Origin of the sequence: Mesorhizobium sp. LCM 4577 (assembly GCF_001854795.2) — a bacterium.
Lineage (GTDB): Bacteria > Pseudomonadota > Alphaproteobacteria > Rhizobiales > Rhizobiaceae > Mesorhizobium > Mesorhizobium plurifarium.
Window position 1 is genome coordinate 406,480 of record NZ_MDDU01000001.1, and the last position, 24,355, is coordinate 430,834.

Consider the following 24,355-nt stretch of genomic DNA (forward strand, 5'->3'; position numbering starts at 1 on the left):
CCTCAGAACCGGACTGGCTCGAAGCGGCCGGACTTCGCGGAGGCAAGCGCGGCCTCGCACAGGATCATCGCCTTGCGGCCGTCCGCCGCGCCGACGGCCGGCGTCCGTCCCGCGCCGACCGACTGGATGAAATGGTCGAGCTCCGCCTCGTAGGAGTCTGCATAGCGCTCGACGAAGAAATAGAGCGGCCGGTCGGCCGCGATCCCGCTCTCGCCGCTGAGGCTGACCGAAGTCGGCGTGCGGTTGCCGGCCTGCAGCATGCCCTTCGCGCCATGCACCTCGATGCGCTGGTCGTAGCCATAGACGGCGCGCACGCTGTTGTTGATGTGGCACTGCTTCCCTGAGGCGGTGCGCAGGATGAACATCGCCGTGTCGTAGTCGCCGAGCTTGGCGTAATAGGGCTCGACCAGCGAGGAGCCGGTGGCAAAGAGCTCGACCGGCTCCTCGCCCAACAAGAAGCGCGCCATGTCGAAATCGTGGATGGTCATCTCGCGGAACACGCCGCCGCCGCCGGCCAGCGCTTCCTCGGTCTCCGGTTCCGGGTCGCGGCTGGTGATGATCACCTGCTCGACCGCGCCGATCTCGCCGGCGTCGATGCGCTTTCTCACAGCGGCGAAGGACGGATCGAAGCGCCGGTTGAAGCCGATCTGCAGCGGCACGCCGGCCTTCTCGACCGCAGCCAGGCATTGATCGGTGCGGGCGATGTCGAGGTCGATCGGCTTCTCGCAGAAGATCGCCTTGCCTTGTGCCGCGGCCCCGATGATCAGGTCGGCATGGGTGCGGGTGGCAGACGCGATCACCACGGCCTTGACCGACGGGTCGTTCATCACCGTCGCGGTGTCGGCGATCTCCGCGCCGGTTCCGGCGGCGATCCGCTCGGCGGCGTCCTGTCGCGGGTCGACGACATAGCGCAGGCGCACGCCCGGATGCCGGGCAAGATTTTTCGCATGCACCGAGCCGATCAGCCCGGCGCCGAACAATGCGGCGTCGATCATTTTTCTACCTTCTGTAGTGCCTCAGTTGGCTGCCGCTTCCGCGCCGGATCCCGGCTTGGTGAAGCGCTCCAGCTCCTGCTGCAATTCGCGGATCTCGCGGCCGCCGGCCATCATGTCCAGCACCTCCTTCTCGCTGATATCGCCCTTGCGGAACGTGCCGAGCGAGCGGCCGCGGTTGAGCATGGTGAAGACATCGCCGATCGGATAGGCGTGATGGATGTTGTGGGTGATGAAGATGACGGCGAGCCCGCGCTGGCGCGCCTGCGCCACATAGCGCAGCACGATCGAGGCCTGGTGCACGCCGAGCGCCGAGGTCGGCTCGTCGAGGATCAGCACCCGGGCGCCGTGATAGACGGCGCGCGCGATCGCCACGCATTGCCGCTCGCCGCCGGAAAGCGTGCCGACCGCCTGCTGCGGATCGCGCACATTGATGCCGATCTTGCCGAGCTGGTCATAGACGATCGCATCGGCCGTCTTCATGTCGATACGCCTGGCCGGCCCCCAGCCCTTCACCGGCTCGCGTCCAAGGAAGAAATTGCGGGTGATGCTCATCAGCGGGATCATCGACAGGTCCTGGAAAACCGTGGCGATGCCGGCGTCGAGCGCCTGCCTGGGCGATGAGAACGTCACCGGTTTGCCGTCGACATACATCTGGCCTTCGCTCGGCGTGTGCACGCCCGACAGCGTCTTGATCAGCGTCGACTTGCCGGCGCCATTGTCGCCGAGCAGGCAATGCACCTCGCCGGCATGCGCGGCAAACGACATGTCGCGCAGTGCCGTCACCGAGCCGAAGCGGCGGGTGACGTTGCGCAGTTCGATGAGCGGAACGGGCTCGGTCATCAGCGTGCCTCCGTCGCCTTGCGGCGCACGTAATTGTTGACCAGCACGGCGATCAGAAGCATCGAGCCGAGGAACACCTGGAACCAGTCGGTGTCGATGCCGGTGTAGAAGATGCCCATCTCCACCGTGCCGAAGATCAGCGCGCCGAACATGGCGCCGATCGCCGAGCCGTAGCCGCCGGTGAGCAGGCAGCCGCCGATCACCGCCGCGATGATCGCCTGGAATTCCTTCTGCGTGCCGCGCAGCGTGTCGGCGGAGCCCGCCTCCAGCACCTGGATGACGGCGAACAGCGTCGCCGAAAGCGCTGTGCCGATGAACAGCAGGATCTTCACCCGGTCGACCGGCACGCCGACATTGCGCGCCGCGCGGTCGTCGCCGCCGACGGCGAACACCCAGTTGCCGAAGCGCGTCTTGATCAGCAGCCAGGTGGCGAAGGCGGTCACCGCCACCCACCACAGGATCGACATCGAAAGACCCTGCACCATCGCCGAGCCGTCGGGGCGCGCGGCGATCACGCCATGCGCGGCGAGCCAGGCGAAGACCGGCGCGCCGAACTTGCCGCCGAACAGCCAGACCACGAAGCTGCCTTCCTGGCCGTCGGTGATATAGGGGATCTGCGTGCGCCCGGTGATGGTGCGCGTGATCGCGAGCGTCAGGCCGCGCAGGATGAACAGGCCGGCCAGCGTGACGATGAAGGAGGGCAGCCTGGTGCGCACCACGAGGATGCCGTTCAGTGCACCCACGATGATGGCGATGATGAAGGCGATCGCCACCGCCGCGGGGATCGAAAGCCCGAACTGGGTGACGCAAAGCCCGATGGTGACGCTGGCAAAGCCAATCATCGAGCCCAGCGACAGGTCGAACTCGCCGCCGATCATCAGCAGCGCCACCGCCGCGGCCAATATGCCGAGCTGCGCCGATACCTGCAGGAAATTGGCGATGCCGGCCATCGAGAACAGGCCGCTGTTGCCTGCGGTGATGCCGAAGGCGAGGAACACGATGACGGTGCCGGTGATGGCGCCGAGCTCCGGCCGCCGCATCAGGCGCACCAGGCGTCGCGAAACGGGTTTCGGCTCGGGCGGATGAGCCGGGTTCAGTGCATCGGTCACGATCGTCATCCCAATAAGCGTCCAGGGCACCCAACAAAGGCCCGCCGGCGCTTTCGCCGGCGGGCCATTATAGCATCAGCGGATGCCGGCCTTGCTGAGATCGCGCACGGCGGCCGCGTCGTCCTTCATGATGAAGGACGGACCGGTGCGCACGGCCGATGTCGGGAAGGTCTTGTACATCGCCTTGTTGGTGAGGAAGACGACGGGATAGTAGCCCATCATATATTGCTGGTTGTCGATGCCGAACATCATCGTGCCCTTGGCGACCGCATCGAGGATCTCGGGCGACAGGTCGAACGTGCCGATCTTGTAATTGCCGATCGTGCCGGCATCCGAAAACATCTTGAGCAGGGGTGCGGCGACGGTCGGGCCCAGCGTCAGCACGCCGGTGACGTCCGCATGCGCGGTGAGATAGCCTTCGACGCGGCGCGTCACGTCGGTCGGGTCCATCGTGGCCGCCACCACGTCGGAGGAACCGCCGCTCTTCTTCAGCCCGTCATTATAGCCTTCGCAGCGCTTGTCGAGGCTGACATTGCCGACCTCATGGTTGATGCAGATGCCCTTCTTGACGCCGGCCTTGGCCATGATCTCGCCGGCCTTGACGCCATTGTCGTATTCCGAGCCGCCGCCGACGAAGAGGTCGAGGCCCCAGGGCTCCACCGCTTCCTCGCCGCTGTCGATGACCACCACCGGGATGCCGGCGGCCTTGGCCGCTTCCACCGGCGCCTTCAGCGCGTCCATGTCGGGGATGGAGACGACCAGCCCGTCCGGTTTGGACGCGGTCGCCGCCTCGATCATGCGCGCCATGCGCACCACGTCGAAGGTTTCCGGCGCCTGGTATTCGACCTTGACGCCGAGCTGCTTGGCGGCGGCCTGCATGCCGTTCTTCACCACGCTCCAATAGACGTCGTTGGCCTGGCCGTGGGTGACGAAGACGATGCGCACATCGCTTTCCTTCTTCACCTGGGCCGGCGCGGGCAGGACGCCTGCGCCGGCAAAGGCGAGCGAAAGCGCCGCCGCGCTCAACGCATTTCGCAGTCCGGACATCGAGAATAAGGCACTCATAGTGGTTCTCCTCAAGTTATCGTTGTCGTCTCTCAAGTCTTGGCCTCGACCCTCCCGGTCAGGCCGCCTTCGTCATGATTCCTGTTCGGAGCATGATCTTTTCCGAAAACCGGTTTCCACTTTTCGGGATCATGCTCTGAAATCCCGGAGCGTGCCGCGGCGGATGGACAATCCCTCCACGAAGGCCATGAAATCCGGGTCTGGAAGCAGGTCGAATTCGTCGATGCGGATCTGCGCCGAGTTCGGCTCGATCACCTCGATCTCGCCGGGCGCATTGGCGTGCAGGCAAAGGAAATTCAGCCCTTCGCCGATCTGGYCGAACAGCGCCTCGTAGCGGGCGCGTGCCGGCTGGTTGCGGTGCCATGGCGTTTCCAGCACCGCGCTTGCCAGCGTCTCGCCGGCCTCAACCAGCCGCTTGCCCGGCGCCGAGAAGACGCTGTCGTCCAGCGGACCCAGATTGTGGATCGGTCCGTAGACGGAAATGCTTTTCGGGAACAAGGTCGGCAGGCCGTAGTCGATGCCGACCGCCGCGTAGCGGTCGACGAACTCCGGCGAGAACACCGCGCCCATGTGTCCATCGATATGCGTGAGCGACAGCCCCGCGGCCTTCGCCGCGCCGATCTGCGCCCGCATCTCCGCCTCCACCGCTTCCGGCTCGCCTCTGGCGCGCAATTCCGGCACCGAGCGGAACAGATAGCCGTCGCTGTCGACGATGCCCGACGCCTGGCTCGCCTTGGTCAGCGGCCGCCAGCGGTAGTACTTCTTCTCGGAGGTGAGCGTGATGTGGACGCCGAGATTGAGCGAGGGATCCTTGGCGCCTTCCTCGGCGATCTCCAGGAACCACGGGCAGGGCACCATCACCGAGCCGCTGTCCACCGCGCCGGCGCGCTTCAGCTTGAGATAGGCGACATTGGCGCCGTGGCACATGCCGACATCGTCGATGTTGATGACGACCTTGCGTTCAGCCGGCATGGCGGACCTCCTTTGCGCGCTCGTGCACATAGAAGCCCGCGCCCTGCGCCAGCTTCTTCAGATTGCGGTAGCCCATCGTGGCATAGGTCAAGGGATGCGCCTTGGCCGGGTCCTGYTCGGCCTCCACCACCAGCCAGCCGGAATAGCCCTGGCCGGCGAGGATCTTGAGCAGCGTCGGATAGTCGATCGCGCCGTCGCCCGGCACGGTGAAGATGCCTTCCATCACCGCGCCCATGAAGCTCATGTCGGCCTCGCGCGCCTTCTTCAGGATGGCCGGGCGCACATCCTTGCAATGCACATGCACGACGCGCTCCACATGCCGGCGCAGCAATTGCTCCGGGTCGCCGCCGGAAAAGGCGCAGTGCCCGGTGTCGTAGAGCAGGCCGACCGCCTCGCCGGTCGTGTGCATCAGCCGGTCGATCTCCTCATCGGTCTCGACGATGGTGCCCATGTGATGGTGGAAGGCCATGCCGACGCCGAAGTCGGAGAACCGCTCGGCGAGCCGGGTGATCTTGGCGCCATAGGCCTTCCATTCGCCGTCCATCAGCTTCGGCCGCTGCGAGATCGGATCGTGGATCGCGCCATGCCGGCCGCGCGAGGTGTCGGCATAGACGACGCGTCGGGCGCCGAGGTCGCGCAATAAAGTCAGATGCGGCCGGATCGCCTCGAACTCCTCGTCCACCTCCTTCTCGCAGATGCGCCCGTCATACCAGCCGGAGACCAGCGCCAGCCCGTAATGGTCGAGGATGGGCCGGAGCGCGCGGCTGTCGCGCGGAAACTTGCCGCCAAGCTCGGTGCCGGCATAGCCGGCTTCCGCGGTTTCGGCGAGGCAGGTCTCGAGCGGCGTGTCGCCGCCCAGTTCCGGCACGTCGTCATTGGTCCAGGTGATCGGGTTGATGCCAAGTCGAACTGTCGTCATTGCTCGCTTTCCCCCCCGCAGCCGGATGGCTGCGGGGTTGATGGTCTCGGGAGGAGATGGCTGCGATTGCTGGCGGCAGGGGCGCGGAACCCTGCCGTTTCGTTTGGCAGAACGCCCTCCCAGCGGCCCGCCTCACATATTCTGTCGACGTCTTGCCCCAACGTCAGTGCGCGAAGTCTACCCCGCTCTGTCTCCCCCGCGAGGGCCAGTTTTGCGGAAAATGAAGGAACCAGTTTGTGTTGGGAGGTGGCTGTGGCAGGATGGGGGATGGAGATCACGAAGCGGCCGCGCGAGGCCCCCCTCTCTGCCCTGCCGGGCATCTCCCCCTCAAGGGGGGAGATTGGCAGTTCAGGCGCCCCGCTCGTCTTTGCAACGTTGGCGATTGGCGAAACCCAACGCGACATCCAATCTCCCCCCAAGAGGGGGAGATGTCCGGCAGGACAGAGAGGGGGGCGAAGGAACTCGACGTCTGAAGCCAAGCGTGCCGCGGCTCGCCAGCGCGCCTACGGGTGGGCGTAACCCATGCGCCCCCACCCCAAACCCCAGCCCTTCCCGCTCGACACGCTCGCCGTGAACCGCGCCAGCCCCGAGCATCTGTCGCGCCAGCTCTATCACGGCCTCGTCGCCATCATCCGCGGCCGCGCGCTTCCCCCCGGCTCGGAGCTGCCTTCCACCCGCGCTCTCGCCGCCGAGCTCGGCCTTGGCCGCAACACCATCGTCGCCGCCTACGACCAGCTCGTCACCGAAGGCTATCTCGCCAACCGCCAGGGCGCGCGGCCCGTGATCGTCGATCTGCCCGAAGGCCCACGCGAAACGCCGCGCGAAGAACCGCCGGTGCCTTTGCGGTCACCCTCCCTGCGCGGCCAGCTTCTGCTCAGCCAGCCCTACCATCACGGCAGGCCGGGGCATGTCGCCTTCCATCCCGGCATGCCGGATGCGCAGAGCTTTCCCTTCGGCGTCTGGGGCCGGCTGGTGGCGCGCCGCGCCAGCCATGGCGGCGAGACGCTGTTCGGCACCTATGACGTGACCGGCCATCCGGCGCTGAAGGAGGCGATCGCCGGCTATCTCTTCTCCGCGCGCGGCGTGCGCTGCCGTCCGGAGCAGATCGTCGTCACCACCGGCGCGCAGGCCGCCTTCGATCTTCTGGCGCGCCTGCTGCTCGACCCCGACGACACGGTTTGGATGGAGGAGCCCGGCTATTACGGCGCCAAGGCCGCCTTCACCGTGGCCGGCGCCAGGATCCTGCCGATCGCGGTCGACCAGGAGCGCGGCTGGCGTTTTGAGCATGATCCCGAACCGAAGGTCAGCGAACGCAAAAAGTGGGAACCGGTTTTCGGACAAAGATCATGCTCCAACAAAGGGTCAGCTGCTCCAGGCTTTTCGCCCCGCCTCATCTATGTGACGCCGGCCTGCCAGCATCCGCTCGGCATCACCATGCGCATGGAGGAGCGGCTGCGCCTGCTCGACATCGCCGAGACCGCCAATTCCTGGGTGATCGAGGACGATTTCGACGGCGAATACCGCTTTCAAGGCCGCCCCGTGCCGGCGATCCAGAGCATGGACCGTTCCGGCCGCGTCATCTATGTCGGCACCTTCGCCAAGCTTTTGTTCCCGGCGCTGCGCCTGGGCTTCATGGTGCTGCCGCCGGAGCTCGCCGGCCGCATCGTCAACGCGCTCTCCACCACCGGCCAGTTCGCGCCGCTGCTGCTCCAGGCCGCCTTGGCCGATTTCATCACCGAGGGCCATATGAGCCGGCATTTGAAGCGCATGCGCCGCATCTACGCCCAGCGCCGCCAGCTCTTCCGCGACATCGTCACCGAGCGCCTGCGCGACGAGATCACGCTTTCCCCCGCCGAGGCCGGCATCCAGGTGGTGGGCTATCTGAAGGCCGGCATCGACGACATCAAGGTCAGCCAGGCGGCGGCGAAAAGGGCGATCAACGTCTCGCCCCTGTCGAAATATTTCCAGAACACCGCGCCGACGCAAGGGCTGGTGCTGGGCTATGCGGCCTGTGATGCGGCGCAGACGAGGGACGGGGTGGAGAGGCTGGCACAGGCGATAGGGGAGGTGCTGGGGTGAGGGGGCGACGAACGAGAGGTGCGCGATCAACATGTTAGTCGAGTTCAGAGCCTCGCAGCATCTTGGATGGACGGGGCAGTACGATTGCGGCCGAGACACCTTTGATGGCCTCAAGTCCGGCTCTTAGTTCGTCGTGCTGCTCGGTCTGCGCACGGTCATCCCAGACGAACGCGATTATGTTATCGTACGCAGTTGACCTGCTGAGATAGAGGCTCGCATCGGCGGCAACCTCTTCGATAATCTTGGCGCAGGCCTGTTGGCCCGCGTTTCGCATGAATTTGACCTCAATGATCGTGCGCAATGACGGAACGCCAAGGTCTGCGCGAGGATTTTTATGTCCAATTGACGGTAAATTCTCTTCGTTCTCAAGGTCAGATAAGACCGGTGCCAGAATAGCCCAAAGCAAATTTTGAACGTGATATTCGTTCTCGATATCCCATCTTGCAATTTCAGACTTCCGAGTGCGCTTTGCCGACTCGTACGTCCAAAGTCGCATCGACCGCGAAATATTTCGTAGAAGATCGACGAGATCGTTCCTCGTCACTGCAGCAATCGAAATCTGTCCGCGCCGCGCCAGGATATACTCGAAGACGGCAAGTCTCACTGCATCGCGCGAAGGTCCGGAATTGTGCGATTCAAGTCGTGCTGCCATCCCCCAACTCGCTTCAAGATCATCGCCTCGAAGTTCTCCAATACCCTTAGCCACAACAGCTACAGAAAGATCAGGCGGGATGATCCGTATGTTGGTGTCGCCGATGACTAGGCGCGCCACTCTAACCAGACCGATTTGCCAAGGGTCGCTGGCAACTTCTTTGGTCGAGCGCGATAGAACTTCTCTCAACCATTGTTCATCGGCATTATTTCCCGCGATCCCCAGAGAGACCCCGAGAAGCGCAACACCGTCGACCTCAAACCGCCACGGTCGACCTGGAACAAAGAAAGCCCGCCCGCTTAATTGGATGAGTTCCTCAAGGAGCAAGCCTTTCTCATGCTCTACGAGCAGCGCTCTAGCTAAGCCGTAGCCGAGTGCAGCCACATGCTCGGGGCGCCGCATTTGCCCCTTAAAGCGGATCGCTTCCTCAACGTATGTCCGAAGGACTTGATCGTCCGACAGTATCCAAGCACCAAAAGCCCCGATGTGACAGGGCGGGTTGGAGATGCTCCGATATTGGGCCTGTAACGCAGTGCGTATGTCGAGCAAATTCATCATAGGCTACAGGAACCAAAGGGTGCGGCCGATTTGCCCAAACCGAACCGCTTCTGGATCCCAGCCAGGTACAGCATTCAATCCTGCAAGTCGTTCGGCGATCAGGTCCGAATAGCGAATGGTGATTGGGAACGGCTCGGGTGACAACATGCGCCACGAATGACCTGAGAACTCGAATGCTTGGCGTGCGAGATAGGTCATGTCGGTGAAAGTTGAGAGCCGATGAAGTTTCAACAGGCATGGTCTCGGCATTCCGTCGCTCGCCTGCTTCAACTCGGAGGCTCCAGAGAAGACAATCAGCGACTCGAAATCACCAAGCTTGAGATGAAGGCCACGCTCAGGCCCAAGAATACCCTTTTTCGGGTCGCGGTAACCGATGCCTTTCTGGGTGTTGTCAAAGATCAGGTATGGATGACTTGGCGCGATGTGCACGAATGCGAACGTAACATTGTCTAGTTTGAGATCGTCTACGGTCCGCTTGATCGCTCCCGCTTCTGTGTCCTTTGGCGGCTTGAACATATGGAAAACAAGCCGGACTTTGTCCGTGCTGCGCCAATTATCCTGCTTCCGTACCGTTGTGATCGAACGCTTTAGCGTCTCATAAAGTGCATTCGCATACTCTTCGTAAGGGACAACGGCCGTTCGGTCGCTGAGCAGATAACTGCCATCACTTGAGAATACGGTCGTGATTCCAACGAACCTTTGCTGCGAGCCAATGCGACTGTTGGCAACCGAATGCGAACCTAGGCCAATCACCAACTCATGGGCAACGGTTTGTTGCGAAGCCAATAACCAAGGTGTACCTCCCAACTTAGCGTAGGTGGCGAGGCTCATGTGATTCATCGAGAAGATCAGTTGGCTATCAGCTTGTGCCATTGTTTCAAGGCGAACGCTTTGGACGGGCACGTCGCGCTTGAGGAATACCGATTTGGTTGCATAGTACGGATTTGCGTCGTCGTCGAAGCCCTTAAACTCCTCCTCGACTTGGATGAGAGCCAGATCCCACTTGAATCCTTCATCAGTAGCCTTGGTCAACGCGGCTCGGCTAGCTGCCAAATAGTCGCTCGTCTTTGCGCTTGATGCGGTAAAAAACGTAACGTTTGGCTTTTCTAATGAAAACCGCCGCAGGAATCCGTCACCGTAACGCGGAACACGGTTCCTGCCGGTAAGAACATCAGGCATGCCATCGAGAAATTTGGCGATAAAGCCGTCGACCTGCCCTTCGTACTTGGCTTGGCAAATTACCGCAACTTTCAACTGCTTTGGACTGAAAGTTCTCTGGTCATAAGGTCCGTTCTTCTTGATCCCTCGCTCGTTCCAGTCATCTTTGCGTGTTCCACTGGGATCGAAAACGAATATCGGTTTCGCGATCATCTCGGTTGACGGAAAGCCTTTGTCGCCCGAGGACAGCATGGAGCTGATTACAAATTTCGCCCCTGGTACAGCCTCAAGTGAAACTCTCTCTCGTAGGTACTTCAGCGCTTCCTCGATTTGCTCTTTGCGCCCTGGTCCGGCATGAAACGAAGCTGCCATGGCTTCGGCCTTGGCAAGAAGGGAGGCCGCGTCGCGGTTGACTATTCGCTTGACGCAGTCGTCAAATATTTCCCTCCTAGCTTCGAGAAAAGCCAGAATCGTGGGAACGGTCGGAAAGCCTTCGGCGTGGTCCTCCAGAATGAGGTCGTCACCCTTGATCGCCGATACTCTACCTACCAACCGTCGTTTCTTCATCAACCTGGGATCATAGTGCGGCTCCTCGATCTGGACGTATCTTCCGAGAAGCGGAATCCCGAGAGCAAGCAGCTCTGCACACGATCCCTGAATGAAGTTCTTTAACCGCGCCTCGCAAGCAAGACCAAATGTATGCTTGCCGCTCGTGTAGATCGTGCGCGTATCAAAGCGCATTAGAGTTCGCCTTTGCATCCAGTGCGGCAGGTCTGGGTGCTGAATTAGGCCACGTGACACTGAACCCACGACGCTAACCGGCCGCTCAGAGAGAATGTCCCGCACCCCGCTAAAGGCTCTAACGAGTGCTGCCGAGAGAAGGGAGGGCCAAAGCTTAGGATACCGTCCAAGGTCGATTTCTTCCTGAACATTTCCGATTGGCTTCTGACCCGCAGCAACGGGAACGTCGATGATAGCGTCGATGCCGTCACGTCGAAAAACATGTGTTTCTCGAAACGCTTCGCGAAGTTCGTCCAGACGGCCGTCTTCGAAAGGTTGGCGACCCACCAGAATTTTAGTCTGTCCTGCGACACTAACAGGAGAGAAATTGATCGTGTACTTAGCCATCCTACCAACGGCGCCTCATAGGGAGCAGAATCAGTTTCTATATTACGCAAGCGTTTCATCCAGGGGAGGTCCGAACTCCTACAATGCGCAGGGCGATGATTGAAGCGACGCCAACACCTGGGAGGTGTATTGAATGGCAAAGGCGCGATTTCGAATCCAGGAGCACAAAGACATCTATATCCACAACGATCTTGCAAATGCGGCTTTCTATTTCAAAGAGCGCATTTCGGGGCGGTTGAAGAACGACGACCGGGAAGGGATCGGAATTGAGATGATGGCCTGCTTGACCATGATCGCTTTTGCGGTCGAGGCCCGCATGAACTTCCTCGGCTATAAGCTTATCGAAAAATGGAAGGAACGCGCGCCATTCATGGTTAAGGTCGAGAAAGTGACCAGGCGCTTAGGCGTGGCGCCGGACTACGGCGAGCGCCCCTACAAAACCATCGAATCTCTTAAGAACTTTCGCGACACGCTCGCGCACGGCAAGCCACTCGAAATTCGAAGAGATCTTGAAGTCGAAGCAACAGAGGAGGAACTACGAGGACGGGGATGTCTGAGCGCGCCTTGGGAAACCTCGGTCAGCGGTGAGTTTGTTGAGGTGGGCTTCGAAGACATGGAGGCGGTCTGGCGTGACCTTTTGGCGAGGTCAAGGCTTGGCGTGATGGAGACAATAACTCAAGGTGGCGCCACGATTAGCTTCATCGGGCCCGTGGGCTAAGCAGCCAGTTCCGCGACGTCCCTTGATTTCACTCGCGTCAAATGAACCCATAGGAATGTCCAAGCCAGCTTTGAAATGGCGCACCCGACAAGATTCGAACTTGTGACCTCTGCCTTCGGAGGGCAGCGCTCTATCCAGCTGAGCTACGGGTGCTTCCCGGAAACCGGAAAACGAACCGGCCGGTGAGCCGGCCAGCCACGGCTTCTTAGCGGAAGCCGCAGCGGGCTTCAACGGGCAATTGGCGATTGTGCGGCGGGCTGGTGGGGTGATTGTCTGACCGATGGGCTGACGGAGAGGGCGCTCCCCTCTCCGTCTCGGCTTCGCCGAGACACCTCTCCCCACTGCGTGGGGCGAGGAACTGGCCTCACCCCTCAGCCCCCACCTTCGCCGTCTTCCTTCTCACCGCCCGTGTCGCGCGCTTCACCTTCTTCGCCGCGGTCAGCTCGTGCATGGCATCCAGCTGCATCTGCTGCATTTCCGCCAGGCGCTGCCATTGGCGCGAGATCAGATAGTCGAGCTTTTCGTGCAGGTGCCGCACTTCCAGCTCGGCCTTCAGGTTCACCCGGTAGTCGTTGAAGGAGCGCAGCCGGTCTTTGGCTTCCTGGCGCTTCTGGCTCATCATGATCACCGGCGCCTGGATGGCGGCGATGCAGGACAGCATCAGGTTGAGCAGGATGAACGGGTAGGGGTCGAAAGCGCTGGTCGTGCCGGCGATCAGGTTGATGCCGATCCACAAAAGCAGCACCGCGGCGAAGGAGATCAGGAACCACCAGCTGCCGCCGAACTCGGCCATCGAGTCGGAAACGCGGTCGGGGAAGGAGCGGTGCTCCTCATATTCCTCTTCCGAGTTTTCCGAGATCGTGTCCTGCTTGGCGATCGATTCCACCACCTGGCGGTCGAGCTCGGAGAACTCGCCGTGCTCCTGCTGCAGCAATTCCTCCATGTAGCGCATGCGGTAGCGCCCGAGCTCCTCGCGGCTGATGCGGGCGCCGCGCGGCAGGTCGGGATGGTCGGAGCGGATGCGGTCGGCGAGGCTGGGCCTGAGATCGTCGACGCGCACTAGGTCGCGCTTGCGGAATTTGCGCCCCGATATCGCCGAGGGCTTCTTCTTCGGCTTGATCCGGGCCGTGCCTGGAACATGCGGTTCGCCGTGCGGCTCGGAATCCGGCACTTCCGGCGCTTCGAGGATCTCGTCGGCGGCTGCTTGCGCATCCTCCGGCACGGTTTCCGCCTCGAGATATTCGCCGGCGACGTCGTTCTCGTTGTCGGCCTGGATCTGCGCGGATGCCTTCGGGTCGCCTGCCATGGTCGGTGCTCCTGTTCGAGGCTTTGCGGCTACGATACGCCAAGCCGGCGCGGCATATCCATGGTCAGTGTGAAGCTGGTGTGACCGAACAAGTTCTTGTGATGGAGCAGGGCTGCTTAGGCCAATCGCATAGGTCGGCGCCGCCCCCTCTCCGTCTCGGCGCTGCGCGCCGATCCACCTCTCCCCCGCTTTGCGGGGGCGAGGAAACGCCTGTCGCCAAGGGCGCGACCTCGCAAGCCTGGGTTCCTCGCCCCGCGGAGCGGGGAGAGGTGGCTCGGCGAAGCCGAGACGGAGAGGGGAGCGCCGTTCGCGATTTCACGCCCACCCCTGGCGCAATCGTCTCCGCCGCCTGGCCTTGATCCACATCAAACTGGCCTCTGTGGCTGGGCTGATAGGCTGACTATATCGAAATCAGGCGTGACCGTTCAGGCTCCCGCCAACAGGCGCGCAGCGCCGCGCAAATGAGGGATCGTCACCATGTACAAGAAAATCCTGATCGCCACCGACGGCTCCGAACTCGCCCAGAAGGGCGTCGCCCACGGCCTCGAGCTGGCCAAGGGTCTCGGCGCCACCGTCGCCTTCGTCACCGTCTCGGAGCCGTTCCCGGCGCTGGCCTGGGGCGGCGCCATGGCCGGCTATGTCGCCGCCGACGAGCTGGTCAATTACGAGGAAAGCGCGCGCAAATACGCCAGCGAGCTGCTCGCCGAATGCAAGGCCGAGGCCGATGCCAAGGGCGTTGGCTCCAAGGGCCTGCATATCGAGAACCGGACGCCCGCCGAGGCGATCCTCGAGGTCGCCGGTGCGGAAGGCTCCGACCTCATCGTCATGGCCTCGCACGGCCGCCGCGGCATCGGCCGCCTGGTGCTCGGCAGCCAGACGGCGGAGGTGGTGTCGCTGACGACGATCCCGGTGCTGGTGGTGAGATAGGTCCGCCGACATTCAGGTGAGGCCGGCCCGACCTGAATCTCGACAATCCTTGCGCCAGCGAAAGGCGGGGCAGGCAGCGATCCTTCGCGCCCCCCTCTGTCCTGCCGGACATCTCCCCCACAAGGGGGGAGATTGGCGGTTTCGGCGCCCCGCCCATTTCTGCAGCGTTTGCGATTGGCGAAAGCCGGCGCGACATCTGATCTCCCCCCTTGTGGGGGAGATGGCCGGCAGGCCAGAGGGGGGCGCTGTCCCGCCGGCGTGTAAAACTTTCCCCGCCTCTACTGCGTCGGCAGCAGCGGCGCGCCGGGCGATGCCAAATCCGGCGACGGAAAATCGGATGCCGGCTGGCCAGGCACCGCCGACGCAGGCGTCGGCTGCTGCGACGGCGGCAGCCCCGGCAAACCAGAGTCCGGCGGCGTCATGCCCGGAAGCGGCGCGGCCGCGGTCTGCTCCCCGGAATACATCAGCCTCGGCTGGCCGGCGTCCGCGACCGCCGGACCCAGGCTGCGCTGGATCAGCGCCTCGACATGGTCGTTGCGCTGGCGCGCGGTATCGGCGCCCATCACCACCACGATCAGGTGCCGCCCATCGGCATTGTAGGAGGTGACGATGTTGTAGCCGGAAGCGCGGATGTAGCCGGTTTTGATGCCGTCGACGCCGCGCACACGCCCCAGCATGTCATTGTGGCCGCGCACCAGCCTGCCGCGGAACATGAAGTCGCTTTCGGAGAAATAGTGGAAATGCTGCGGGAAGYGTTTTTCCAGCGCCATGCCCAGCACCGCCATGTCGCGCGCGGTGGTCACCTGGCCGTCGTCGGGCAAGCCGCAGGCATTGCGGAAATTGGTGCCGGTCATGCCGAGCGAGCGCGCCTTGGCGGTCATCATGGCGGCGAACTGGTCCTCCGAGCCGCCGCCCAGATACTCGCCCACCGCCACCGCCACGTCGTTCGCCGACTTCACCACCATGGCGCGGATGGCGGAATCGACGTCGATCGTCTCGCCGCGCCGGAAGCGCAGCTTGGTCGGCGGCTGCGAGGCGGCGTGGTCGGAAACCGGGATCCGCGTTTCCTTGGAGACGCGGCCGCTCTCCATCGCCTCGAACAGCATGTAGAGCGTCATCATCTTGGTCAGCGACGCCGGATAGCGCTGCGATCTCGAATTGACCTCGAACAAGGTCTTGCCGGTCGAGGCGTCGACCACGATCGCGGCATATTTCTGCGGCTGCGCCGGCACGGCCAGCACGCTTTCCGGCGGCCCGGCCGTCGTGCAGCCGGCGACCAGCGCGAGCAATGCCAATATGGCGATGAGTTTCTGGAGGAAAGGGAAGATACGGGGCAAGACGTTTCTAAAACTGTTGCTGAGACGCGGCGAAGCTAACGTAACCCATGTGCGGCGTCCAACTGGTTAACGGCGATAGAAGCGCATTTGCCCAGGTTTTCGGTGTGTGTGAGTATGCTTTCTTTGCTTCCGGAGGTTCGGCGCTGCCCCTCACCTGCCTGCCGGCATCCTCTCCCCGTGTAGTGACGGGGAGAGGGGAGCCGCCATCGCCGGTTTCGCTAATCCCCAGCGTTGCAGAAAGGGCGCAGCCATAGCGGCCAGCCCCTTTCTCCCCGTCACTATACGGGGAGAAATGCCCGGCAGGGCAATGAGGGGCAGCGCCTGCGACCACAAGTTGGCCGCACCTTGATGCAAAATGCCGATTGCCCCGCTTGCGCGCCCTCCATTGGACAGGCTTTTCTTGCGCAAAGATTCGCGGGAGGCATGCATGGACACGGTCACGATCGGCGCAAAGGGCATCTCCGTCTCGCTCGATCTTGCGGTCGGCCATATCGCCGCGATGGATATCGAGGCAGACGGCCGCGTCCTGAAACCGCTGCATCGCGCCCCCTGGGTCGRCTCGCCGCGCGAGACGTTGCCCGCGAACCTCCCCGAGGGCACCGTGCGCCTGTCCGGCGATTTCCTCTGCGCGCCCTTCTCCGCCAGCGATGTCGAGGCGGCACCCTTGCATGGCTGGCCGGCCAACAGCCCGTGGGACGTCGTCGACAACGGCGCCATTGCCGGCGGCCGGCGGGCTGTCTTCCGGCTGCGTCGCAAGGTGATGGGCGCCACCATCGACAAGGTCTTCACGCTGCGCGACGGCCACCCCTTCCTCTACCAGGAGCACATCTTTTCCGGCGGCTCCGGCGCGATCTCCGTCGCCCATCATCCGATGACAGTGATGAAGGGCGGCGGCCGGCTGGCCTTCTCGCCCAAGCGCATGGCCGTCACACCTCCCACGCCGCCGGAGCCGGATCCGGCGCGCGGCCGGTCCATGCTGGCCTATCCGGCTCGCGTCACCGACCTCTCGCGGTTCCCGCTGGCCGCCGGCGGCACCACCGATCTCACCGACTATCGCATGGAAGACAGGCGCGAGGATTTCATCACCCTGGTCGAGGCGGATCACGGCGGCCCGGGCTGGGCGGCGATCGCCCGGCGCGCCGAGCAGGATCTGGTTATGGTGCTGAAGAACCCGGCCGAACTGCCGGTGACGATGCTGTGGTTCTCGAATGGCGGCCGCGACTACGCGCCCTGGAGCGGCCGCCATGTCGGCGTGCTCGGCGTCGAGGACGGCCGCTCGGCCGTCGGCCACGCCGCCTCGCTCGGCGACAACTGGCTGAAGCAGGAAGGCGTGGCGACGGCCTTCGCGCTGGCCGAGGGGCGCTCGGTCTCGTTCCGCCATGTCATCGGTGGGGTGCCGTTTGCGGAAGCCGAGCCGCCGAGCATCGAAGCCGCGCCCGATCGTTTGCGCGTCCTTGCCCCGAACGGCGCGGCGAAGGAGGTGCCTTTCGACGGCGACTTCCTGCGCGTCGGGCGTTCTGCTCCGGCGTAAGGTTTCGGGAGCGCCCCAGGGAATCCGTCATTCCAGGGCGGAGCAAGGAGTGAAGTTCCAGAGGTGATGGGGCGACAAGGACAGTCACTGTGACGCCGCGTTCCTTCACACCCCCCTCTGGCCTGCTGGCCATCTCCCCCGCAAGGGGGGAGATCGGATGTCCCCTTCGCTTTCGCCAATCGTCAACGCCGCAGGACGCGCGCGGGCGACGAAGCCGCCAATCTCCCCCCTTGCGGGGGAGATGTCCGGCAGGACAGAGGGGGGTGCTGTCCCGCCTGCATCTCGGATTTCCGCACAGCGCCGACAGTATATGACTGCCTGCTTGCGGCCAGGTGCTACCATCCGGTTTGAAATTTCCATCCACACCCGCCAAAATGCCGGCCGAACCTTACCGGAAAGCCGCCGATGTCCGAGATCGCCCATATCACAGCCGCCATCTTCAAGCGCGCCGGCAAGGCCAGGCGCTTCGTCGTCGCCATCGCCGGTCCGCCAGGCGCCGGCAAGTCGACGCTGTCGGCGAGCCTGCATGAGCTTTTGCCGGAAGGCACGTCCGAAATCGTGCCGATGGACGGCTTCCATTATGACGACATCATTCTCAACCGTCGCGGCTTGCGCCCGCGCAAGGGCGCGCCGGAAACCTTCGATTTCGCCGGCTTCGAGACGCTGCTGAAGCGCATCCGCTCCGGCGAGCCCGACATCGCCATTCCGGTGTTCGACCGCAGCATCGAGCTGTCGCGCGCGGCGGCCGAGATCGTCGGCGCCGACACCAAGTTCATCCTGGTCGAGGGCAATTACCTGCTGCTCGACGAGGAGCCGTGGTCGCGGCTGGCGCCTTTGTTCGATTTCACCATCTTCGTCGACGTGCCGCGCAATGAGCTCGAGCGCCGGCTGATGGAGCGCTGGCGCGAGCACGGCAAGTCCGACGAGGACGCCCGCGCCTGGATCGCCTCCAACGACATGCCCAACATCGAGCGGGTGCTGGCGCGGCGCCGGCCGGCCGACATGGTCATTGGTTGACGGCCGGTCATTGATCAATGACCCTGGTGATTGGTTAACCTGCTCAATTTTCACTATTTTTGGGCGGGAACCTTAAGGTTTTCGCGCCGTTATGACCCTATCCCGAATTGTCCGGCGCCGGAGCAATTCCAGGAAGGCGCGCACCGCTTTCCGTCTGGAGTTGCGAAGAAGATTGCAGGAGCTGTCAGATGGCAACCAACAGCAGAAAAACCGCGCCCAAGAAAGCCAGGGCCAATCAATCCAGGGGGGCGCAGGCCAAGGCCGGCGCCGCCCCCGCTATCGCGGAGCGGTCGAAGGACGCCAAGCCGGCTTTCGGCAAGGCGGCGCCGAAGAAAGTGACGCCCGGCGCGGCTCACAAGGTCGCGGCCAAGGCACAGAAGCCGCATAAGCCAGCAACGGGAGCGGCGGCGAAGAAATCGGGCCCAATCCGCACCGTGGCCAGCGTCGCTACAGGAGCGGTCGTCGCTACCGCGCGGCTCGCGGCGTCCGTGTTCGGCCGCGGTGGCGCGAGCGCCAAGACGAAGTGAGGGCTCAGCCCTTCGCCGGGATGGTGAGGCCCCGCTTTACCGCCGGCCGCGCCAGGCCACGCTCAAGCCAGTCGGCGACGATCGGGAAATCGTCGAAGCCGACCAGCTCGCGCGCTTCGTAGAAGCCGATCAGGTTGCGCACCCAGCCCAGCATCGACACGTCGGCGATGGTGTAGTCGTCGTCCATGATCCACTTGCGGCCCTTCAGCCGCGTTTCGAGCACGCCGATCAGCCGCCGTGACTCGTCGCGGTAACGCTCCAGCGGCCGCTTGTCGGCGATCTCGCGCCCGGCGAATTTGTGGAAGAAGCCGACCTGTCCGAAGATCGGACCGATCGCCGCCATCTGGAAGAACACCCACTGTATGGTCTCGTAGCGCCGCGCCGGATCGGCGGGCATGAGCTTGCCGGTCTTGTCGGCCAGATAGAGCAGGATGGCGCCGGACTCGAACAGACCGATCGGCTTGCCGCCCGGACCGTCCGGGTCGATGATAGCCGGGATCTTGCCGTTCGGGTTGAGCGACAGGAATTCCGGCGTCCAGCTCTCGTTCTTGCCGATGTCGACATAATGCGGCTCATAGGCAAGGCCGATCTCCTCCAGCGCGATCGACACTTTCACGCCATTGGGCGTCGTGGCGGAATAGAGCTGCAGGCGGTCGGGGTGCTCGGCCGGCCAGCGCTTGGCGATCGGAAAGGCGGACAGGTCGGTCATCGGAAACTCCGGATGCGGGTTGGCGCCGGGCGGCGCCTGTGGCGGGTGAGCAAAGAATTAGGACTCCGGCCAGCCGGGATCAATACACGGCGAAAACGGCCAGCCGTGCACACAGAGTCAACCGACTGGCTGGGATCAGATCGCCTTGAAGGCCAGCACCGCATTGGTTCCGCCGAAGGCGAAACTGTTGCTGAGCGCGGCGCGCACCTTACGCTCACGTGCCGTGTTCGGCGTCACGTCGAGGTCGCATTCCGGGTCCGGCTCGCGGTAATTGGCGGTCGGCGGCACGATGCCGTCGCGGATCGCCATCACGCAGGCGATCATCTCCAGCCCGCCCGAAGCGCCCAGGCAATGCGCATGCATCGACTTGGTCGACGATACCGAAAGCGAACGGGCATGGTCGCCGAAGACGCGCTTGATCGCCGCTGTCTCGATCTGATCGTTGGCCTTGGTGCCGGTGCCATGCGCGTTGAGGTAGTCGACGTCTTCCGGATTGAGCCCGGCATCCGCCAGGCAGAAACGCATCGCCGCTTCCGGCCCCTCGACGGTTGGCGCGACGATGTCGGAGGCATCGGCGGAAAGCCCGACGCCGGCGATCTCGGCCAGGATGGTGGCGCCGCGCGCCATCGCATGATCGTAGCTTTCCAGCACCGCCATGCCGGCGCCTTCGCCGAGCACAAGGCCGGCACGGTCGGCCGAGAACGGCCGGCAGGTATCAGGCGAAAGCACTCTCAGCGCCTCCCAGCCCTTCAGCACGCCCCACACCAGCGGCGCTTCGGTGCCGCCGGCGACCATCACGTCGGCGCGGCCGAGCCTGATCTGGTCGACGGCCGAGGAAATCGCATGGTTGGCCGACGAGCAGGCCGAGGTGGCGCCGAAGACAGGGCCGCGCAGCCCGAGCGCCATGCTGACCTGGCCGGCGGCCGCGCCCGGCATCACTTTCGGCACGGTGAAGATGGCGGCACGGTTGCGCCCTTCGAGCAGGATCGCGCGGTAATTCTCCTCGATGGTCTCGAAGCCCGCGACGCCGACGCCGACGATTGCGCCCATCCGGTAGGTGTTGTCCGCATGCGCGGTCAAGCCCGATTGCCGCATGGCTTCCCGCGCCGCGATCACCGCCAGCAGGCTGAAACGGTCCATCGACACCACCTGCTTGCGGTCGATGCCATGGTCCGGCAATTGCTTGATTTCGCAACCGGTCTTGACCTTGAGGTCATGCAGCGACGGATTGTCGATAGGGCCGATGGCCGAGCGGCCGGCGCGCATGGCGTCCCATATCGCCGCCGCATCGTTGCCGAGCCCGCAAATCCCGCCGATACCGGTGATGACGACGCGTTTTTGCATGCAGTCAGGCTTTTTTCGCGATCAGTTCGCGAACCGCCTCGACCATGTCGCCGACGTTCTTGAGATTGCTCCAGGCGTCGACCGTGTTCATCTCGATCTCGATGCCGTACTTTTCCTCGAGATCGAAGATGATCTCGGTCAACTCCAGCGAATGGATGCCGAGCGTTCCGAGATCGGTGCTGGCGGTGATTTCCTCGCCGCCGGTGTCGGCATGCGCTTTGATCTTTTCGATGATCTCGGTCGTCAGTTGGTCAGCCATTCGGTTCCTTCCCTGTCGTTTCCCGACGCCAACTGATCAGCGCCTTTTTTATCCCCGGATCCAACAACGCCGTTGCCCTTACCTCGCCAGACATCGCGCGACCGCTCCAGGGTGGCTTCCCTCTATAGAAACCAAAACGATGTCAAGCAACAAGCGATATATCGACAAAGCCGCCAGAGTGCTTAACCTGCAATCGTGGACACGATCGAGAACGCCCTGACATCCCGGCCCGCCTTGCCTTTGGCTGCCACTCCTTTGCTCGCCGCGCAACGTGTTGCCGGGCGAGCCAGGCTTTTCTGCGGCAAGAGCGACGGCCGGACACGCATGCGGCGGCTCTACCAGGACGGATCGGCCAAGATCCGCATGCCGGCGGTGGAAGGCGATCCGCTCGAGGCGGTGCTCATCAACACGGCCGGCGGAATGACCGGCGGCGACCGCCTCGGCTGGACGATCGAGGTCGGCGCCGGCGCCTCCGCCTCCATCACCACCCAGGCCTGCGAGAGGGTCTATCGCGCCGCCGCCGACAGGGCCGAGACAAGCGTCGGCCTGCGGGTCGCCCCTGGCGGCCGCATCGCCTGGCTGCCGCAGGAAACCATCGTTTTCGATCGCGCCGCCTTCGCCCGCACGCTGGATGTCGAGCTTGGCGACGATGCCGAGGCGTTGATACTCGAAGCCACCCTGTTCGGCCGGCTGGCCATGGGCGAGCGGACGGTTCAAGGCAGCTTCCATGACCGCTGGCGGGTCCGCCAGGGCGGCGTGCTGATCCATGCCGAGGATTTCCGGCTCGGCCCGGATATCGCGGCGACGCTCCAGCGGCGGGCGGCGACCGGCGGCGCGCTTGCCGTTGCCACGGTGCTGCTCGTTTCGCCGCGGGCGGAAGATCTGCTGGACAAGGTCCGCACCATTATCGGCGGCCCCGTTATCAGTGACGGCGGCGGCGCCAGTTTCTGGAACGTCGGCCGATCTGGCAAGCTTCTTGCGAGGCTCTGTGCCGGCGACGGCTACCAGCTCCGCAAGCGGCTGGTTCCGCTCGTCGAACTGCTCAATGGACGGGCGGGCCTGCCCAAATTGTGGTCACTCTGATCTGAGATACCGGGACATTGCATGAATCTTACGCCGCGTGAAAAAGACAAGCTGCTCATCGCCATGGCGGCGATGGTGGCGCGCAAGCGCCTGGAGCGTGGCGTCAAGCTCAACCATCCCGAAGCTATCGCCCTGATCACCGACTTCATTGTCGAGGGCGCGCGCGACGGCCGTCCGGTCGCGGAATTGATGGAGGCGGGCGCCCATGTCGTCACCCGCGCCCAGGTCATGGACGGCATCGCCGAGATGATCCACGACGTCCAGGTCGAGGCGACGTTTCCCGACGGCACCAAGCTGGTGACCGTGCATGAACCGATCCGGTGAGGAGGAAGACCGATGCTGGAGCTCAGGCCCAATTGCGAATGCTGCGACAAGGACCTGCCGCCGGAGGCGACCGATGCCTTGATCTGCACCTTCGAATGCACCTTCTGCGCCGACTGCGTGGACACTGTGCTGGGCGGCGTCTGCCCCAATTGCGGCGGCAATTTCGCGCCGCGGCCGATTCGGCCGGCGGCCAAGCTGACGAAATATCCGCCGTCGACCAAACGCGTGCTCAAGGCCGAAGGCTGCGCGCGCAGGGTCGCGTAACCACATGATTTGGAAGGGCAGAAAGATGATTCCCGCTTCGACGAAACGAACCACACTTGCCGCGATCCTTTTCCTGGCGGCCGCCATGCCGGCTTACGCCCATGTCGGCGCAGGCGCCACCTCGTCCTTCGCCGCCGGTTTCGCCCATCCGCTGTCCGGGCTCGACCATATGACCGTGATGATCGCTGTCGGCCTATGGGCGGCGCTGAAGGGCGGCAAGGCGGTTCTTGCCTGGCCGCTTGCCTTTGTCGGCGTGATGCTGGTTGGCGCAGCGCTCGGCATGCTGCATGTGCCGGTGCCCTTCGTGGAGCCGGCCATCCTCGCTTCCGTCGTGGCGCTCGGGCTGCTGGTGGCGCTGGCGATCGACCTGCCGGTCTCCGCCGGTGTCGCCATCATCGGCCTGTTCGCGCTGTTCCACGGTCACGCCCACGGCACCGAAGTGCCGGAAAATGCCGCCGGACTAGACTATATGGCGGGCTTCGCGGTGGCCACGGCGCTGCTGCACGGCATCGGCATCGCGGCGGCTCTCAGCCTCGGCCAGCGCTTCCGCGGCCTCGTGCGTGCCGCCGGCGCCGCGTGTGCTGCGGTCGGCGTCGGCCTCGCCTTCGGCATGTTGTGAGGGCGCCATGATCCCCGGCGAAGTCATCACCGCCAAAGGCGACATCGAGCTGAACGAGGGCTTGCCCACGGTGACGCTCAAGGTCGCCAACAGCGGCGACCGGCCGATCCAGGTCGGCAGCCACTATCATTTCTTCGAGACCAATGAGGGCCTGAAATTCGACCGCGAGCGCGCGCGGGGCATGCGGCTCGACATCGCCGCCGGCACCGCCATGCGCTTCGAGCCGGGACAGGAGCGCGATGTCACGCTGGTGCCGCTGGGCGGCGGGCGCGAGGTCTATGGTTTCCAGCAGAAGGTGATGGGCAAGCTGTGAGGTCCGCCGCCGCGCTCACATCGCTTCGGCGGCCATCACTTCGGGGGCCATCACTTCGGGGGCTTGGCGGCCGCGTAGATGACGACCTTCCCCGGATTGTCGAACTCCACGGCGAGCACGTCCTCGGCCTGCACGCGTCGCGAATCGATCGCGTTGAAGAGCAGGGCGTTCGCCTCGATCTCCTGGCGCAGTTCGGCGACATCCTCCTGATGCTGCTTCACCTTGTTCTCGATGGCCGGCGGCGGCCCGCCTTCGCTGCGCGCGGCATCGGTCAGGAACACGATGTCGACCGTGTCGAGCTTGGTGGTCTTGCGCACCGTGCCGATGTTGTCGCGGGTGCGGTCGATGGCCGTAATGACCTTTCCGGCCTCCGTCTTGGAGAGCGACTCTTCCTGCCGGACATCGGAATCGACGATCGCCGCGGCGGGCTTGTCGCTGTGCAGGGRCTGCACCGCGGATGCCGAATGGGGCGCGGCCATGAAAAGCGCGGCGGCAATCATGGCAATCGGTCTTGCAGAGCGCGGGGCATTCGCCATCATTCGCTCCTGACTGAACTCGTGGCGGGGCGAAAACAGCGAAACGGTCCTGCCTGGCTGCAGGTT

General features: G+C 63.9%; 25 protein-coding genes and 1 tRNA gene. 11 read left to right on the forward strand and 15 right to left on the reverse strand.

The annotated features are described in order from the left end of the window. Nucleotides 1-2: 2 nt before the first annotated feature. The 6 genes from iolG to iolE form a co-directional block, all read right to left on the reverse strand. Nucleotides 3-995: an inositol 2-dehydrogenase gene (iolG, locus tag LCM4577_RS01985; protein ID WP_071069320.1), complete on the reverse strand. Its 993-nt coding sequence runs from the start codon at nt 993-995 to the stop codon at nt 3-5. Nucleotides 996-1,016: 21 nt separating this feature from the next. After that, on the reverse strand, nt 1,017-1,835 hold the full coding sequence (locus tag LCM4577_RS01990; protein WP_071036722.1) for an ATP-binding cassette domain-containing protein: 819 nt from the start codon (nt 1,833-1,835) through the stop codon (nt 1,017-1,019). Next, nucleotides 1,835-2,953: an ABC transporter permease gene (locus LCM4577_RS01995; protein WP_071069322.1), complete on the reverse strand. Its 1,119-nt coding sequence runs from the start codon at nt 2,951-2,953 to the stop codon at nt 1,835-1,837. The genes LCM4577_RS01990 and LCM4577_RS01995 overlap by 1 nt, the downstream gene beginning before the upstream one ends. 66 nt (nt 2,954-3,019) lie before the next feature. Beyond that, nucleotides 3,020-4,009, reverse strand: coding sequence for a sugar ABC transporter substrate-binding protein (locus LCM4577_RS02000; RefSeq protein WP_244508195.1), 990 nt, complete (start codon nt 4,007-4,009; stop codon nt 3,020-3,022). Between the two features lie 129 nt (nt 4,010-4,138). Beyond that, nucleotides 4,139-4,981 (reverse strand): polysaccharide deacetylase family protein, encoded by an 843-nt coding sequence (locus LCM4577_RS02005; protein WP_244508196.1) that lies wholly within the window; start codon nt 4,979-4,981, stop codon nt 4,139-4,141. Then, complete coding sequence (iolE, locus tag LCM4577_RS02010; RefSeq protein WP_071069326.1) at nt 4,971-5,900, reverse strand: myo-inosose-2 dehydratase; 930 nt, start codon at nt 5,898-5,900, stop codon at nt 4,971-4,973. The genes LCM4577_RS02005 and iolE overlap by 11 nt, the downstream gene beginning before the upstream one ends. A gap of 522 nt (nt 5,901-6,422) precedes the next feature. Here iolE and LCM4577_RS02015 point away from each other — a divergent pair. Beyond that, complete coding sequence (locus tag LCM4577_RS02015; RefSeq protein WP_071069328.1) at nt 6,423-7,979, forward strand: PLP-dependent aminotransferase family protein; 1,557 nt, start codon at nt 6,423-6,425, stop codon at nt 7,977-7,979. A 34-nt stretch (nt 7,980-8,013) separates the two neighbouring features. On the opposite strand, the gene LCM4577_RS02020 is transcribed toward LCM4577_RS02015, so the two are convergent. Together LCM4577_RS02020 and LCM4577_RS02025 are read right to left on the reverse strand one after the other, a co-directional pair. Continuing rightward, nucleotides 8,014-9,186, reverse strand: a complete 1,173-nt coding sequence (locus LCM4577_RS02020) for a hypothetical protein (RefSeq protein WP_131803415.1) — start codon at nt 9,184-9,186, stop codon at nt 8,014-8,016. Nucleotides 9,187-9,192: 6 nt separating this feature from the next. Beyond that, a complete protein-coding gene (locus tag LCM4577_RS02025) occupies nt 9,193-11,475 on the reverse strand; it encodes a hypothetical protein (protein ID WP_071069330.1) in 2,283 nt (760 codons plus the stop codon). A gap of 133 nt (nt 11,476-11,608) precedes the next feature. On the opposite strand from LCM4577_RS02025, the gene LCM4577_RS02030 reads away from it, so the two are divergent. Beyond that, entirely contained in the window at nt 11,609-12,193 is a 585-nt protein-coding gene (locus LCM4577_RS02030) for a hypothetical protein (RefSeq protein WP_071069332.1), read from the forward strand. Nucleotides 12,194-12,269: 76 nt separating this feature from the next. On the opposite strand, the gene LCM4577_RS02035 is transcribed toward LCM4577_RS02030, so the two are convergent. After that, nucleotides 12,270-12,346: transfer RNA gene (locus tag LCM4577_RS02035), tRNA-Arg, on the reverse strand. Nucleotides 12,347-12,557: 211 nt separating this feature from the next. Continuing rightward, the gene (locus LCM4577_RS02040) at nt 12,558-13,499 is read right to left on the reverse strand and encodes a DUF1003 domain-containing protein (RefSeq protein ID WP_071036695.1); all 942 of its coding nucleotides are present in this window, start codon (nt 13,497-13,499) and stop codon (nt 12,558-12,560) included. 477 nt (nt 13,500-13,976) lie between these two features. On the opposite strand from LCM4577_RS02040, the gene LCM4577_RS02045 reads away from it, so the two are divergent. Continuing rightward, the gene (locus tag LCM4577_RS02045) at nt 13,977-14,426 is read left to right on the forward strand and encodes a universal stress protein (protein WP_071069334.1); all 450 of its coding nucleotides are present in this window, start codon (nt 13,977-13,979) and stop codon (nt 14,424-14,426) included. Nucleotides 14,427-14,704: 278 nt separating this feature from the next. On the opposite strand, the gene LCM4577_RS02050 is transcribed toward LCM4577_RS02045, so the two are convergent. Beyond that, nucleotides 14,705-15,763: a D-alanyl-D-alanine carboxypeptidase family protein gene (locus LCM4577_RS02050; RefSeq protein WP_071069335.1), complete on the reverse strand. Its 1,059-nt coding sequence runs from the start codon at nt 15,761-15,763 to the stop codon at nt 14,705-14,707. A 427-nt stretch (nt 15,764-16,190) separates the two neighbouring features. Here LCM4577_RS02050 and LCM4577_RS02055 point away from each other — a divergent pair, with 427 nt between their 5' ends. The 3 genes from LCM4577_RS02055 to LCM4577_RS02065 all read left to right on the forward strand — a co-directional run bounded on the left by LCM4577_RS02055 (nt 16,191) and on the right by LCM4577_RS02065 (nt 18,838). Next, a complete protein-coding gene (locus LCM4577_RS02055) occupies nt 16,191-17,294 on the forward strand; it encodes a hypothetical protein (RefSeq protein ID WP_071069853.1) in 1,104 nt (367 codons plus the stop codon). Between the two features lie 405 nt (nt 17,295-17,699). Then, nucleotides 17,700-18,311, forward strand: coding sequence for a nucleoside triphosphate hydrolase (locus LCM4577_RS02060; RefSeq protein WP_041009032.1), 612 nt, complete (start codon nt 17,700-17,702; stop codon nt 18,309-18,311). Nucleotides 18,312-18,499: 188 nt separating this feature from the next. Next, complete coding sequence (locus LCM4577_RS02065) at nt 18,500-18,838, forward strand: hypothetical protein (RefSeq protein WP_071036689.1); 339 nt, start codon at nt 18,500-18,502, stop codon at nt 18,836-18,838. 4 nt (nt 18,839-18,842) lie between these two features. Here LCM4577_RS02065 and LCM4577_RS02070 read toward each other — a convergent pair whose 3' ends face one another. The 3 genes from LCM4577_RS02070 to LCM4577_RS02080 form a co-directional block, all read right to left on the reverse strand. Then, nucleotides 18,843-19,547 (reverse strand): glutathione S-transferase family protein, encoded by a 705-nt coding sequence (locus LCM4577_RS02070; RefSeq protein ID WP_071069337.1) that lies wholly within the window; start codon nt 19,545-19,547, stop codon nt 18,843-18,845. 135 nt (nt 19,548-19,682) lie between these two features. Beyond that, entirely contained in the window at nt 19,683-20,891 is a 1,209-nt protein-coding gene (locus LCM4577_RS02075; RefSeq protein WP_071069339.1) for a beta-ketoacyl synthase, read from the reverse strand. Between the two features lie 4 nt (nt 20,892-20,895). Continuing rightward, nucleotides 20,896-21,150, reverse strand: a complete 255-nt coding sequence (locus LCM4577_RS02080) for an acyl carrier protein (RefSeq protein WP_041003067.1) — start codon at nt 21,148-21,150, stop codon at nt 20,896-20,898. 195 nt (nt 21,151-21,345) lie between these two features. Here LCM4577_RS02080 and LCM4577_RS02085 point away from each other — a divergent pair, with 195 nt between their 5' ends. The 5 genes from LCM4577_RS02085 to LCM4577_RS02105 are packed head-to-tail and all read left to right on the forward strand — an operon-like array spanning nt 21,346 to nt 23,753. Then, the gene (locus tag LCM4577_RS02085) at nt 21,346-22,233 is read left to right on the forward strand and encodes an urease accessory protein UreD (protein ID WP_371410022.1); all 888 of its coding nucleotides are present in this window, start codon (nt 21,346-21,348) and stop codon (nt 22,231-22,233) included. A gap of 21 nt (nt 22,234-22,254) precedes the next feature. Continuing rightward, entirely contained in the window at nt 22,255-22,557 is a 303-nt protein-coding gene (locus LCM4577_RS02090; protein ID WP_071036682.1) for an urease subunit gamma, read from the forward strand. A 12-nt stretch (nt 22,558-22,569) separates the two neighbouring features. After that, nucleotides 22,570-22,821: a DUF1272 domain-containing protein gene (locus LCM4577_RS02095; RefSeq protein WP_041003806.1), complete on the forward strand. Its 252-nt coding sequence runs from the start codon at nt 22,570-22,572 to the stop codon at nt 22,819-22,821. 25 nt (nt 22,822-22,846) lie between these two features. Further along, nucleotides 22,847-23,440: a HupE/UreJ family protein gene (locus tag LCM4577_RS02100; protein ID WP_071036676.1), complete on the forward strand. Its 594-nt coding sequence runs from the start codon at nt 22,847-22,849 to the stop codon at nt 23,438-23,440. Nucleotides 23,441-23,447: 7 nt separating this feature from the next. After that, nucleotides 23,448-23,753, forward strand: coding sequence for an urease subunit beta (locus LCM4577_RS02105; RefSeq protein ID WP_040986972.1), 306 nt, complete (start codon nt 23,448-23,450; stop codon nt 23,751-23,753). 50 nt (nt 23,754-23,803) lie between these two features. Here LCM4577_RS02105 and LCM4577_RS02110 read toward each other — a convergent pair whose 3' ends face one another. Beyond that, complete coding sequence (locus LCM4577_RS02110) at nt 23,804-24,289, reverse strand: hypothetical protein (RefSeq protein ID WP_244508198.1); 486 nt, start codon at nt 24,287-24,289, stop codon at nt 23,804-23,806. Between the last annotated feature and the right edge of the window lie 66 nt (nt 24,290-24,355).